Raw genomic sequence first — 13,870 nt, forward strand, 5'->3', positions numbered from 1 at the left:
ATCGCCCGGGCACGGTATTAAACCGGCGCGCCCGGGGCTATGCTGTGGCCAAGGCCGATAAAAATAACTCGGGCCAATCAAACAGCTTGCATGGGAGGAACCACGATGTCGACCAATCTGCGCGTTACGCGTCGTCAAGTCCTGGCGGGATCTGCCGTCAGCGCCGCCGCATTAGCCTCGGGCTTTCCCGCACCGGCCATCGCCAACAGCGACCCGATTCCCGTCGGGTATCTGCCGGCGCTGACCGGCCCGTCATCGTCCACCGGGGTTGGCATCAACCGCGGAATCCAGTTGGCGGTGCAGGAGATCAACGCGGCCGGCGGCATTGGCGGGCGGCAGCTCGAGCTGATCACCCGCGACACCCAAAGCGATCCGACCAAGGCCGTCAACGGCGCTGCCGAGCTCACGCATGGGCAGAAGGTGAGCGTGGTCTTCGGCCCGGTCAATTCCGGCGAGTCGCTCGCGGTGGTGCCGCTGCTGGCGCGCGCCAACACGCCGCAGATCCATCCCTGCTGGGTTGACACCCTGACCGATCCGAAGAAATATCCGATGTGCTTCCGCAACGCGCCCACCAACCAGCAGATCGGCGGCGCCGCGCACCGCTACGTGGTTGAGGTGCTCAAACGTAAAAAAGTCGCGGTGATCAGCGATACCACCGGCTACGGCACCGCATCGGTCAACGCCTACGTGCCGATGCTCAAGGCCACCGGCGCCGAGGTCGTCTATCAGGGCAACGTCGACGCCGCCAATCCGGACCTCAAGCCCGAGCTGTTGCGGATGCAGTCGGCGGGAGCTGAAGCGATCATGCCCTGGAGCGTCAATGCCGGCTTCCTGTCGCGCATCATCAACACGCGCGGGCAGATGGGATGGGATGTGCCGATCGTCGGCCAGACCACGCTCGGCTCAGGCCAGACCAAGGCGCTGCTGGAAAAGCCGGAATACTGGGCCAAGGTGTATCCGAACAATTTCCGCCCCGTCTGCTACGCCGCGGGCGGCAAGCTTTCGGATCGCACCAGCGCGTTCGTCGACCGCCTGAAGAGCGCCAAGATCGACATGGGCGATACGCTGTTGTGGTGGATCGCGCTCGGCTATGACAGCCCGCGGATGATCGCCGAGGCGATGAAGAACGTCGGCACCGAGCCGGAACAGATCGTCGGCTACCTCAACAAGCTCAAGGAATTTCCGGGCGTCTACGGCGATATCGCCTTCACCGCCGACAAGCACGACGGCTACCCGGACAATGAGGTGGTGATGGTCGAGGCCAATTCGCTCAAGGACGGCGCGTTCAATCTAGCTCCCGGCTACGGCGCTTGAGCCGATGGTCGAGTCGATCGTCTCGACGGGGCTGGCGGTCGGCTGCATCTACGCACTCATCGCCATCACCTACAATGTGATGTTCTCCGCCTCACGCGTGTTCAGCTTCACCGCTGGCACGCTGGGGATGATTGGCGGCGTGCTGGGCTCGCTGTTTATCGCCCGGATGGGCATGCCGGTCGCCGCCGGCTTCCTCCTTGCATTGGCCGGCGGCGCGGTGCTCGGCATCGTCACCGAGATCGTTGCGGTGCGGCCGGTGCTCAAGAGCCTCGACCAGCACCTCTACGTGCTCTCCACGCTGGCGCTGGCGCTGATGATCCAGCAGTTCACCGCGATCGAATGGAGCACCGAGCCGCAGCCGTTTCCGCGGCTGTTCGACATCGCAAGTGGATTCGATCAGAAGTTCTGGCTGCCGATGCTCGCTTGCGCCGCGGTGATCGTCGGCCTCGAACTGCTCTATCGCCGCACCCTGGTCGGCCACGCCTTTCTGGCGATCGCCGAGGACAACTTTGCCGCGCGGGCACTCGGCCTGCCGGAACGCTCGTTGCGCATGGCGAGCTTTGCGCTCGCAGGCGCGATCGGCGCGCTCGCCGGTTTTGCCGGCGGCGAAATGCTGCTGGCTTTTTTTGCCAATGCGCCGATGCTGACCTTTTATGGATTTGTCCCGGTCGCGCTGGGCGGCATGGGCAATAACCGCGGCGCCGTCGTCGCCGGCCTCCTGCTCGGATTGTTTCAACAAGCCGCCAACTTCCTGGTGGGCGGCATCTTCGCCTCGGTGGCGGTCTTCACGGTGTTCATCATCGTCCTGCTGGCCCGCCCCGAAGGCCTCGCCGGCGCAACCCTGCAACGACGCGTTTGATGGATATGGAGGCAACACCATCGCGCCTGAGCCGCCCGAATGCGACCGGCTCCGCGAGCCCATCCGGCGCGGCGCTGCCTTTCCTGGCGCTGCTGCTTTTAGGCATCCTGTTCCCGCTGTTCGGCGGCGGCTACTGGGGCGTGATCGCGACCCGCGCCTGCGTTTACTGGGTGCTGGTGTCAGGCCTCAACCTGGTCGTCGGATTCGGCGGCCAGATTGCGATCGGCTGGGTGGCGCTGCTCACGCTCGGAGCCTACACCACCAGCGTTCTGGTGGCCGGCAACGTCACGCCGGCATTGCCGCCCTATCTGGCGCTGGCGATTGCCGCGGTGGTCGGCGCCATCTTCGGCTTGATCGTCGGCCTGCCGGCGCTGCGGCTGCGCACCTTCTATTTCGCCATCACCACCCTTGGCTTCGCCACCATCGTAACGCAAGTGGCGCTGGCCTGGCAGAGCGTGACCGGCGGCGGCGTCGGCGTTGCCGGACCGATCTTCCCCGAGCCCTTCGCCTCCCAGTGGGGCTTCTACTATTTCTGCTTTGGCTTGGCCGCGATCTGCACATGGATGACGGCGAATGTCGCCGCGAGCCGTTTCGGCCGCGCGCTCACCGCGATCCGCGATGCCGAGGTAGCGGCGGAAGCAAGCGGCATCGCCAAACCCGCTTTGCTGGCGACGGTGTTCCTGTTCAGCGGTGCCGTCGCCGCGGTTGCCGGCGGCCTGTTCGCCGCGTTGCAATCCTACATCACGCCGGACGCGTTCACGCTCGACCTGTCGATCCTGTTCTTCATCGCCATCCTGATCGGGGGGCGCGGCTCGATTCTCGGACCGCTGCTCGGCACGATTCTTCTGACCGTGCTGCCGGAATTTGCCGCACCGCTGGTCGCGTGGTCGACATTTCTCTATGCGGTGTTGCTGCTCGTCATCGTGCTGGTGATCCCCGGCGGAATTGCCGAGATCCTCGATTTCAGGAATCGCCGCCCGCTCGAGAGCGACCGTGCGATCATCCCGCGGCCCGAATTGCTCGAACCGCTGCTCAACGCGCCGCCCAATGCCGGCGCCCTGACGCTGGAACGGGTGGACCTGAGCTTCGGCGGGGTGCGGGCGATCGACGGGCTCGACCTCGAGATCCATCCCGGCCAGGTGCATGGACTGATCGGTCCCAACGGCAGTGGCAAGACCACGACACTGAACGTCATTTCGGGTTACTACGCGCAGCAGCGCGGCGCGATCAGGCTGAACGGCGCCGTGCTGCCGCCGTTCGTGCGCCATGTGCGCGCCAACATGCGGATTGCGCGAACATTCCAGACCCCGCGCATCGTCGGCTCCGCGTCGGTGCTGGAGAACGTCATGATCGGCGGCACCATCGACGGCAAGGGCACGTTCGTCGAATCGTTGCTGTCGCTGCCGCGCCATCGACGCGACGAAACCATGCTGCGCGACACCGCCATGCTGGCGCTGGCGGCGGTCGGGCTGGAGCGGCTCGCCGCCGTGCGCGCCGACCGGCTGCAGCACAGCGAGTTGCGCTTCACCGAGATCGCTCGCGCGTTGATGCTGCGCCCGGCCTTCCTGCTGCTCGACGAGCCGGCAGCCGGACTCTCGGCCGAGGAGATCGAGCGGCTTGGCGCGCTCATCCTGGCGATCGCCCGGGCCGGTACCGGCGTGCTTGTGGTGGAGCACCATCCCGATCTGATCTTCGACATCTGCCATCGCGTCACCGTGCTCAACCTCGGCAGGATACTGGCGGCGGGGACTCCGGCCGAAATCCGCGCCCATCGGGAGGTGGTCAATGCCTATCTCGGCGCCTGATCCGCTGCTGGATATCGCCGGCCTCTCGACCGGCTACGGCAAGATCGGCGTGCTGCGCGGCGTCGATCTCAAGGTGGGCGCGGGCGAAGTGGTGGCCCTGCTCGGCCCCAACGGCGCCGGCAAGACCACGCTGTTGCGCGCGGTGTCGGGGCTATTGCCCTGGTCGGGACGCGTGCATTTCGGCGGCCGCGATCTCGCCGGCTGCAGCCCGCGCGAGACCGTCAGGGCGGGGCTATCGCATGTCATCGAAGGGCATCGGGTGTTTACGCAGCTAAGCGTGCTCGACAACCTGCTGCTGGCGGTCTACGACCTGCCGCGCCGCGAGCGCGTTGCGCGCGTCGAAGAGGCGCTGGCGCTATTCCCCGAAATCGCGGCCAAGCGCCAGGAGCGCGCCGCCGCATTGTCCGGCGGCCAGCAGCAGATGCTGGCGGTGGCGCAGGGCCTGGTGCGGCGGCCGCGCCTGTTGATGCTCGACGAGCCTTCGGCCGGCCTGTCGCCGGTGCTGGTCGATCGCGTGCTGGTGGTGGTGCAGCGGCTGCGCGAGGGCGGGACCGCGGTATTGTTGGTCGAGCAGTTGATCGAGAAGGCGCTGGCGGTCGCCGATCGGGTCTATGCGCTCGCGCGCGGATCGATCGTGCTGGAATCCGAAACCGGCGCGGCCAACCTGCCCGACCGGCTGGAGCACGCTTATCTGGCGACCGGCGGTCGCTTGCCCGGAGATCATGCCCAATCAAAAATCTAGGGTGCGATGGCAATTCGATTATTCTCGTTGCGCGCTGGATTGACACGAAAGACGGAGGTTTCCCTTGTCCACCAAGATCGAAATCGGCGACACCACGATCCACCGCATCATCGAACAGGAGGGTCCCTTCTTCGAGGCGATGCAATTTTTCCCAACCATCACGAAAGAGCTGCTCGACGAGAACCGGGGTTGGCTGCGGCCCAGGTTCCTCGATGACAAGGACAGGCTCATGCTCTGCATCCAGAGCTACATCGTGCAGACACCTCACCACACCATCATGATCGATAGCTGCGTCGGCAACCACAAGCCGCGACCGACGCGGAGCTTCTGGAACATGATGAGTTCCGATCGCTACGAGAAGAATCTGGCGGCAAGTGGATTTGGCGTTGATGATATCGATTTCGTCATGTGCACGCATCTGCACACCGACCATGTCGGATGGAACACGCGGCTCGAGAACGGCCGGTGGGTGCCGACCTTCCCGAAGGCGCGCTACGTGTTCGCCGACCGTGAATTGGCGTTCTGGACCAAGCGCCAGCAGGACGACCCGGCCGCGTGTCCGTGGATTACCGATTCCGTGCTGCCGATCGTGGCCGCCAATCGCGTCGATATCGTCAAGAGCGCGCACGCGTTCAACGACCTCGTGACGCTGATCCCGACCCCCGGTCACACCATCGACCACTATTCCGTCCAGGTCGGCAAGCCCGGCGCCGATACCGTCATTACCGGCGACATGATTCACTCGCCGCTGCAGGCGCGCTATCCCGAACTGGGCATGATGGCGGATTACGACTCCGGACAAGCCGGAAAGTCGCGGCGGGAATTGTTCGGCCGCTTCTGCGATACCTCCACGCTGATGTGCACGGCGCACTTTCCCTCGCCCTCCACCGCCCGCGTGGTGCGCCGGCAGGATGCGTTCGACTTCATCGATGCGTAGAGCGCGATAACGTTGGGTTCACGCTGGGCCGATGAAGGTTCGGTCACCTCACCCCGCTTGCGGGGGGAGGGAGAAGTGACCGTTCACTGCATCGCATCGGCAATCTTCTCCGCCGTCATCAACGTCGGAAAATTGGTGTTGGCGCACGGCACCACGGGGAAGATCGAGGCGTCGACCACGCGCAGGCCCTGCACTCCCTTGACGCGCCCTTGCGTATCGACAACCGTCATCGGATCGTCCGGCCGGCCCATGCGGCATGAGCACGAGGCGTGCCACACACCGATCGCGGCCTTGCGGACGAAGGCTTCCAGCGCTTCGTCATCGCTCATGACCTGGTCGAAGGTGAACCCTTCGACCACGAAAGTATCGATGATGTAGTGGCGCAGCGCCGCCGGCCCATCCATCAGCGCTGCGGCCATCGCGGTGAGGATCTTGTTTTTGGTATTGACCACGCCGATCTTGCGCACGCGGTCGGAGTACGAGGCCGGGAATGGCTTGTCGGTTACCGCCTTGAGCGGCGCGCTCATCTGCAGCGCCGCCATCTTGCGAAAGCCGCTCATCAGGCGGTCGAGGTCGCGCCGGTCGGACAGCAGGTTGAACTCGACGATCGGCTCCGCCCCCGGGTCGCGCGAGGCGAGCTTCACCTGCCCGGTCTCGGAGTAGGTCTTGTTGACGAAGGTGAGCAGCGAGCCGATCTGCTTGCCCACGGCGTGCCAGGCCGACTTGCCGAGGACCGCAACGAACATGTCGCCCATCGGCACGCCCGGCAGGCCCGAGGAGTATCGCAGCCCGACATGGATGTGCCGCCGGGTGTGCTCGTTCATGCGCGCGCCGGGCCGGATGAAGGACGACAGCGAGATCGAGGGATGATCCATCAGTCGCTGCCCGACACCCTCAAGGCCCATCAGAACCGGAATGCCCATCTCCTTTAAGTGCCCGACCGGCCCGATGCCGGCGCGGAGCAGATGCGCCGGCGAATGGATCGCGCCGGACGACAGGATTACCTCGTTGCTGCGGAATTCCTGTTCACGGCCGCCGACCAGCGCCTTCACGCCAACACAGCGGGTGCCCTCGAACAGCAACTCCTTGACCTGCGTGTCGGTCGAGATCGTCAGATTGGCGCGCTTGCGCGTCTCGCGATCGAGATAGCCCATCGCTGCCGAAACACGTTGCTCGGTCTGATTGGAGTGCGTCACCGGAAAATAGCCTTCGGCGAACTCGCCGTTCTGGTCGGGCAGAAACCTGTAACCGGCGAGCTTGCAGGCTTCGGCAACGGCCTGCGCGTGCCGGGTCCAGTGTTCCTGCGGGATGCGCCGGACAGGGATGCGGCCATCCTTGCCGTGGAACGGCCCGTCGAAATCGAGGTCGCGCTCGACCTTCCTGAAATAGGGCAGCACTTCCTTCCAGCTCCAGCCCGTGGCGCCGCGGGCCTCCCATTCGTCGTAATCGGTCGGCGCCCCGCGATTGGCCAACTGGCCGTTGATCGAGGAGCCGCCGCCCAACACGCGCGCCTGCTCGTACTTGCGCAGCGGCGGGCGATCCTGCCCGGGGTTGTTGTGGCTGACGACCTGGGTCGTCACCTTGAGCTCGGTCCAATGGAAGCGCGGATCGAAATAGACCGTGCCCGGATAGCTGTCGCGAATTTCGGCCGGCTCGTTGCCGGGCGGCGTGTCCTGACCCGCCTCGCACAGAAGGACTTTGTTGGCGCTCCTGGCGGAGAGCCGGTGGGCCAGGACCGAGCCTGCCGAGCCGCCACCAACGATGATCTTGTCGTACACTTCGGCGTTTCCCTTTTTTGTTTATGCCGGGACGTTAGCGCACCCCGGCGTTCCAGTCACGACACCCGTTGCCGGCGCGGGGCCGCCGCCTTGCTGAAGGTCGCGCGCCGCCGCCAACTATGCTCATATGACCGAGGTAGGTTGAGGCCAAGGAAGGTTGCGTCATGACGCCGGAACGGATCAAGCTGAGCGTCGCGGAGGCACGCGATCTGGCGGAGGGCGCGTTGCGCGGCGCCGGATACGATGCCGACGAGGCGCGCATCATCGCCGATCATGTCATCGATGCCGCGTTGTGCGGCTATGAATATTCGGGCCTGGCCAAGATCCTCAACCTGCCGGAGAGCGAGCACTTCAAGCTGCCGCGCCGGCCCATGAAAGTGTTGCGCGAGACCGACGTCTCCCTCGCCTTTGACGGCGGCAACAATGTCGGGATGCTGTCGCTGTTCCATGCGGCGGAGGCCGCGATCAGGAAGGCCGCCGCGCATGGGATTGCGCTGGTTTCGGTGAACGATGCCTGGATGAGCGGGCGGAGCGCCTATTATGTCGAGATGATCGCCAAGGCCGGCCTGGTCGCGATCCACACCGCGTCAAGCTCGCGACTGGTGGCCCCGCCCGGTGGCGCCAAAGCGATGCTCGGCACCAATCCAATTGCGATCGCAATCCCGTCATCGCGCGGGCCCATCGTGCTCGACATGGGGACCTCCTCCTACATGATGACCGAAGTGATGCTGCGCGAGCGCTTGGGCGAACTGCTTCCCGAAGGCGTCGCCATCGGGCCCGATGGTGAGCCGACCAGGGATCCGGCGCTTGCACGCCGCGGCGCATTGCTGCCTTTCGGCGGCTATAAAGGCTTCGGGCTGGCGCTAATGATACAGGCGTTGGGATTGCTCGGATCGGACGCCGAACAGCAGAGCGACTACGGCTATCTGTTCATCGCCTTTCGGCCCGACCTGCTTGGGCCTGCGGACGTTTTCAACCGGCGCGTGACCGAGCTGATTGAACGCATCAAGGCGACGCCACGCCAAGCCGGCATCGACGAGATACGTATTCCTTCGGAGCGGGCGTTTCGGTCTCGGGAACGCGCCCGTCGCGAGGGCCTGAGCATCGATCGGAAGGTATTCGATGCGCTCGTCGCTCTGCGTGCCCGCGCGAACTGATCGCGGAAGTACACCGATGCCGTGCTATTGCATTGCCTCAACGACAATCACCGGACAGGTTCTCGCGCCCCGCGAACCACAGCTTCGGATCGGCCGCCCGCACGCGCGCTTCCGGCAGCCCGAGTTCCCGGCGAACGATATTGGTGCCCTCGACCAGGGCCACACACTTGTAAAACGCGATCCGCCGCGACAGCCCCTCGCGGCCAAAGCCGCAATCGGTGCTGATGACGAGCTGCTCCTTGGGGATATATTCCAGCGCCTTGCGGATCAGCGCCGCAACGTGCTCCGCCGGTTCAACCACCGTGTTGCAATGGTTGACTACCCCGATGCCGATCTTCTTGTCGGTCTTGATGTGCTTGAACAGATGCAAATCCTGCCCGTCCGAGCTTGCACATTCCAGCGTCAGCACATCGCAGTTGAGTTGCAGCAGATGCGGCAGAGCGCGTTCGTAGCTCGGCACCTTCCAGTGTACGCGTTGCTGATTGGGATTGCCCCAGCAGGTATGTACCCAGATCTCCGCGTTCACGCCGGTGAGCTGGCGATTGAATGCGTCGGTGAGGAATTCGAGATCGGCATCCGTACAGTCCGGCTGCTGCGCGCGCATGTGGTGTGGCGGCTCCTCCACCTGGATCAACGGGCAGCCGGCCGCGGCCATGTCGCGCAGCTCGGCGTTCATGATGTCGCAGAGATCGAGGATCATCGCCTTGTCGTCGTCATAGAATTCATTCCAGAGCATCGACGCCACGGCGGGAGCGCAGATGGCGCCGAATTTCACCGGACGGTCCGTCACGCGCTGCGCGACCTGCCAGAGCGCGGCGTATTCCAGCGGCCCCCGAGTGAGTTTCTCTTTCACGATACCGGGTTGATAGGCCTCCTGCACCTCCCACAAGATCTTCCCGGGCCGCAGACCGTGGCGCGACATCCAGCCCCGCGAGGTGTCGCGGTGGCCGCAGACACCGCCGAGCCGTTCAATCGGATAGAAGAACCAGGACTTGCCGCCCACGGTCAAATCGAAACGGCTGTCGCCGTCCGTCACGATATCGAGCCCTGCGGCTTCCTGTTCGGCGATGATGCTGGCGATAGCATCAAGATATTGTTCGCGGAACAGGGAATCGCCGAGCGCGGACTTGAACGATCGGCCGGCGAGGCTGCGGTCAAACCACAGCGGCCGCGGGTAGGAGCCGGTGATGGTGGTAGGCAGAATCATATCGCGCGTGACAGTGAGCACCGTGGCCTCCGTGAGTTGCAGCTCTTGATAGCGCCGTGGTCTGCGCCCTGAAAGGCGGTCTTCCATGAGGTCAGGCCGACGACCCGGCGTCAAGTTCTGCGGATTCGGCGGCTGGACCTGTGACTCGAAATAGAGAATTATTCGGCGCTGCACGCATCGATCTCTGCCTCACCCGACAGGCCGCCCCATGGATAGCCTCGACCCTGCACGACCTCTGCTGTTCCAGCCCCTTGAAATTCGTGGCCTGACCCTCAAGAACCGCCTGGTGGTGCCGCCGATGGTGCATTACCGCGCCGGACCCGGCAGCACTTGCGACACCTTTCATATTGTCCATCTCGGCCGCTTTGCCCTGGGTGGCTTTGGGCTGGTCTTTGTCGAGGCGACCGCCGTCGAAGAGATCGGCCTGATCAACGAGCACGACCTCGGCATCTGGAATGATGCACAAGTGCAAAGCTTCAAGCCCCTGATCGCCTTCATGAAGAGCGAGAAGACGGCGATCGGCATTCAGCTCGCACACGGCGGGCGCAAGTCGTCCTCGCAGCGGGCGATCGACGGCATGGGCCCGCTCACCCCGCAGGAAATCGCGGCGGGCGCCAGGATGTGGCAGCCCGTGGGTCCGACCAGCGAGCCCGTCGCGAAGGGATGGCTTACCCCGCGCCAACTCACTACCGAAGAATGCAAGGCGATGGTGCGCACCTGGGGAGCTGCGGCCCGGCGCGCCGTCGATGCCGGGTTCGATGCCATCGAAATTCACACCGCCCACGGCTACCTGCTCGCCTCGTTTCTGTCACCCGTTTCCAACACGCGCAACGACCGGTACGGCGGCGACCGCGAGGGCCGCATGCGCCTGCCGCTCGAGATTGCCGAAGCGGTGCGGCGCGAAATGCCGCAGACAATGCCGTTGTTTGTGCGCGTCTCAGCCGTTGACGGGGCGCAGGACGGCTGGAATCTGGATGACACGGTAGTCTTCGCCCGGGAGTTGAAGGCCCGCGGTGTCGACGTGATCGACTGTTCCTCCGGCGGCATTTCAGGCTCGGCGACGGCGGCTCAAGTACCGCGCGGCCTCGGTTTCCAGGTGCCATTCGCCGAACGCGTCCGCAAGGAGGTGGGCATACCGACAATGGCGGTTGGCATCATTCTCGAAGCGCGGCAGGCTGAAGCGATCCTTCAGAATAAGCAGGCCGACCTCATCGCGGTCGGCCGGCAAGCTCAATTCAATCCCAATATCGCCCAGCACTGGGCCCACGATCTCGGCATCAACCAGAAATTCGAGGACTGGCCCCCCGAATTCGGCTGGTGGCTTGAGAAGCGAATTCGGACCATCGAAGGGTTTGCCACCCCGACAGGGATCGTCAGGCGAGGTGAATAACAAGCGGTTTCTTGGTAGAATCTCCCCTGTAAATGCGGTCGGCAACTCGCAGGATTTGCAAATGCCCGGTCCCGAAAGCCCGTCTCCCTCCCTGACCGGCAAGAGATTTTCCGTTCTGCGGGATCATCCTTTTTTTCATGGAATGGAAAGCTCCGCGATCGACCAGCTTTGCCGCTACGCCCAGAGCCGGAAGTTCAAGCGCGGCGCGACAGTTGTCTCAAAGGGCGATCCCGGGGATGCCCTGTTCGCGGTGGTGAGCGGAACGGTCAAAATGAGTGTCTCCTCCGTCACCGGCCGCAGCGTCATTCTCAACCTGGTAGGCGCCGGCGAGATTTTCGGGGAGATCGCCATGCTGGACGGCCTCGCCCGAACAACGGATGCGATCGCCAACACCGACTGCGAACTCCTGGTGATCGACCGCAGGGATTTCATCCCGTTCCTCAAAACTCATCCGGCGCTGTCGATGAAACTCATAGAGCTGCTCTGCGCGCGGCTGCGGCAAAGCAGCGGGCAGATCGAGCAGATCATTCTTCAAACGCTGCCCGGGCGACTCGCCAGCACGCTTATCCGGTTGAACAAGAATCCGCAGGGTTCTGCGGCACACCCGATCGCGATCACCCAGCAGGCGATCGCCGAGATGATCGGGACCACGCGTGAAAGCGTCAACAAGCAGCTGAGCATCTGGGCGACGAACAAATGGGTGCAGCTCGAACATGGCGCCATCATTGTTCTGGATTATCGGCCTCTGGAAGTCCTGGCGAGCACCGCAGGCTGGATCGAATAGCTGCCATATAGATCCTTGCCGGAAATTCCGCGCGGTTGGCCCTCGAAATAGTCTGTCCCGCATGTGAACTGGTTCACACCGGCATTGCCTGGCTGAAGGTATTCCCATTGGCGAAAGTCCATGTGGGAGTCGCCAATGACGCCGTCTGCAAAACAACTGGAACGGACCTATCGTCAGGCATACCGGCGCTTAATCGTCATCACTTTTGCCTACATATTGGTGGTGGTTGCGGGCATCGCCCTGCTGGTCAGTCACCCGGCAACCGCGAATTGGGTCGCACAGGCGGTTCAGGCAGAGCTCGCGACCGCGGATGCCCCGCCGTCACGCTAGCGATCCTTGTTACGCGATTTTCCAACAGCAGCGAAACGCCGCGGCCGATCGTCCGAATTTAACGGCGTTCGTAACAATGAAACCCGCCATGGATTCCCGATTCGAGGCAATCGATACTCCCAATGACACGTTGATGTGACAGCCGCGTTACCGTTGTCGTTTTGAACAGCGCCAGGCGAAATCGGAATCCCGACGCATTGCGGTCGCAGGGCGTTCACGCTGCCTCTGTATGCCACGCGTGAAAACAGCAGGGTGTCCGAGGCAGCAGCATGAACGCAGAATTCGACTACGACCTCACCTCCGATCAATGGGAAACGCTAAAGGCGCTTCGCAAGGGGACAACAAGGGTTTCCGTCTTGAACCAATCGGTCCTCGAAGCCCTCGTCGCGCTGCAGCTCGCAGCCATGAACGAGAATCGGGCGGTCATTACATCGAGGGGACGCAAGGTATTGGTAAGAGGCTCGCCGCGATTATGGGATGTAGCGGCCTGAGGAGTTCCAGTTTGTACCGTCAACTCGCGCCGACGACGTCCGGGCTGGCATCGGCGTGCGCTTTGCCCACTGGCGGCGCCGGCTTTCGCATCAACGGCTGACCGGCGCGGATTCGTCCCGATTCCGCCACGTTGTCGCAAAACTCGAATCGATCCGGCGCCAGCACGATGATGGTCGATCCGTGCTCGAACCATCCGAGTTCATCTCCCTTGCGGACGGTTACATCGCAAGGGAATACGACAGGGCCTCGCGTTTCCGCGTTGAGAACGAGATCCAGGAAATGCAGGCGGATGCTCGCGACCAGGATGGCGGCGACCGGCACCAGGGTCAGGGTTTCACCGGTGTCGAGACGCGTTCGAATGACCGCGCGCTCGTTCTTGCAGAACAGCCGTTCAACCCGCTTCAGCGCGATCGGATTCACGTTCCAGGTATCGCCGCTGATGAAGTCGACCTGTTCGATCCGGCAGTCGGCCGGCGCGTGAAACCGGTGATACATGCTCGAAGTCAGCCGCAACGTGACGAACCGCCCGTTACGGTGCGCTTCCACCAGGCCGGGATCGCCGAGCAGGTCCAGCAGCGAATAGCCGGCGCCTTTGACCTGGAACAGTTCGGTGTCCGCGATGGCCCCGAATGCGCCGACGATGGCATCGCAGGGACTGACTACAACCGACGGATCCGGATCGCATGGACGCAACCCGGGCCGAAGTTCGCGCGTGAAACAATCGTGCAGGCTCTTGAAGCTGGTCTTGCGCGCTTCGGTCAGATCGAGATCGGAAAACAGCCGCCAGCAGGCGATCGAGAAATCCCGGACCAGGGGTTGCTCGATTTTGCTGAACCACCCCATGAACCGGGTTACGGCCGCCCGCGGGATGCGATTGGTCAACAGAAAGTTCAGGTCTTCCTGCTGGGTGAAGGTCGCAATTAAGCTTTTGACTGTCATGAATCTGTCAGCAGGACTGGTTAGCGGTTGTCGTCATGGATTCGCAGCTTCCGATTCTGTCCCTCGCCGCCGGCGCGATCGCCGTAACGGCGGCGGTCGGCCCGAAGGTAAAAGCGAGACTGGCGCTCTCGCGGGC

At 63.7% G+C, this 13,870-nt stretch carries 13 protein-coding genes; 10 read left to right on the forward strand and 3 right to left on the reverse strand.

Features of this window, described 5'->3' with window-relative positions:
* The first annotated feature begins 105 nt into the window (after positions 1–105).
* The 5 genes from E7813_RS11795 (at position 106) to E7813_RS11815 (ending at position 5,657) form a co-directional block, all read left to right on the forward strand.
* Positions 106–1,314 (forward strand): ABC transporter substrate-binding protein, encoded by a 1,209-nt coding sequence (locus tag E7813_RS11795; RefSeq protein WP_291574038.1) that lies wholly within the window; start codon positions 106–108, stop codon positions 1,312–1,314.
* 4 nt (positions 1,315–1,318) lie between these two features.
* Positions 1,319–2,173 (forward strand): branched-chain amino acid ABC transporter permease, encoded by an 855-nt coding sequence (locus E7813_RS11800; protein WP_291574041.1) that lies wholly within the window; start codon positions 1,319–1,321, stop codon positions 2,171–2,173.
* Entirely contained in the window at positions 2,173–3,978 is a 1,806-nt protein-coding gene (locus E7813_RS11805) for a branched-chain amino acid ABC transporter ATP-binding protein/permease (RefSeq protein ID WP_291574043.1), read from the forward strand. Before E7813_RS11800 ends, E7813_RS11805 begins: the two co-directional genes overlap by 1 nt.
* Positions 3,959–4,720 carry an ABC transporter ATP-binding protein gene (locus E7813_RS11810; RefSeq protein WP_291574045.1) on the forward strand — a complete coding sequence of 254 codons (762 nt, stop codon included), beginning with the start codon at positions 3,959–3,961 and terminating at the stop codon, positions 4,718–4,720. The genes E7813_RS11805 and E7813_RS11810 overlap by 20 nt, the downstream gene beginning before the upstream one ends.
* Before the next feature lie 64 nt (positions 4,721–4,784).
* Entirely contained in the window at positions 4,785–5,657 is an 873-nt protein-coding gene (locus E7813_RS11815; protein ID WP_291574047.1) for an MBL fold metallo-hydrolase, read from the forward strand.
* 83 nt (positions 5,658–5,740) lie between these two features.
* Here the strand turns inward: E7813_RS11815 and E7813_RS11820 are convergent, their stop codons facing one another.
* Positions 5,741–7,435 carry a GMC family oxidoreductase N-terminal domain-containing protein gene (locus tag E7813_RS11820; RefSeq protein ID WP_291574049.1) on the reverse strand — a complete coding sequence of 565 codons (1,695 nt, stop codon included), beginning with the start codon at positions 7,433–7,435 and terminating at the stop codon, positions 5,741–5,743.
* 164 nt (positions 7,436–7,599) lie between these two features.
* Between E7813_RS11820 and E7813_RS11825 the strand changes: the two genes are divergently transcribed.
* On the forward strand, positions 7,600–8,592 hold the full coding sequence (locus E7813_RS11825; RefSeq protein WP_291574051.1) for an Ldh family oxidoreductase: 993 nt from the start codon (positions 7,600–7,602) through the stop codon (positions 8,590–8,592).
* 37 nt (positions 8,593–8,629) lie between these two features.
* Here the strand turns inward: E7813_RS11825 and E7813_RS11830 are convergent, their stop codons facing one another.
* Positions 8,630–9,886, reverse strand: a complete 1,257-nt coding sequence (locus E7813_RS11830; RefSeq protein ID WP_291574052.1) for a cobalamin-independent methionine synthase II family protein — start codon at positions 9,884–9,886, stop codon at positions 8,630–8,632.
* 121 nt (positions 9,887–10,007) lie between these two features.
* On the opposite strand from E7813_RS11830, the gene E7813_RS11835 reads away from it, so the two are divergent.
* From E7813_RS11835 to E7813_RS11850, 4 genes are all read left to right on the forward strand, one after another.
* Positions 10,008–11,189: an NADH:flavin oxidoreductase/NADH oxidase gene (locus tag E7813_RS11835; RefSeq protein WP_291574054.1), complete on the forward strand. Its 1,182-nt coding sequence runs from the start codon at positions 10,008–10,010 to the stop codon at positions 11,187–11,189.
* A 61-nt stretch (positions 11,190–11,250) separates the two neighbouring features.
* A complete protein-coding gene (locus E7813_RS11840) occupies positions 11,251–11,973 on the forward strand; it encodes a Crp/Fnr family transcriptional regulator (RefSeq protein WP_291574056.1) in 723 nt (240 codons plus the stop codon).
* 135 nt (positions 11,974–12,108) lie between these two features.
* Entirely contained in the window at positions 12,109–12,303 is a 195-nt protein-coding gene (locus tag E7813_RS11845) for a hypothetical protein (protein ID WP_291574058.1), read from the forward strand.
* Positions 12,304–12,572: 269 nt separating this feature from the next.
* Positions 12,573–12,794 carry a hypothetical protein gene (locus E7813_RS11850; protein WP_291574060.1) on the forward strand — a complete coding sequence of 74 codons (222 nt, stop codon included), beginning with the start codon at positions 12,573–12,575 and terminating at the stop codon, positions 12,792–12,794.
* A gap of 19 nt (positions 12,795–12,813) precedes the next feature.
* On the opposite strand, the gene asd is transcribed toward E7813_RS11850, so the two are convergent.
* Positions 12,814–13,734 (reverse strand): archaetidylserine decarboxylase, encoded by a 921-nt coding sequence (gene asd / locus E7813_RS11855; RefSeq protein WP_291574061.1) that lies wholly within the window; start codon positions 13,732–13,734, stop codon positions 12,814–12,816.
* Between the last annotated feature and the right edge of the window lie 136 nt (positions 13,735–13,870).

This window comes from Bradyrhizobium sp. (assembly GCF_004799405.1).
Taxonomy (GTDB): domain Bacteria; phylum Pseudomonadota; class Alphaproteobacteria; order Rhizobiales; family Xanthobacteraceae; genus Bradyrhizobium.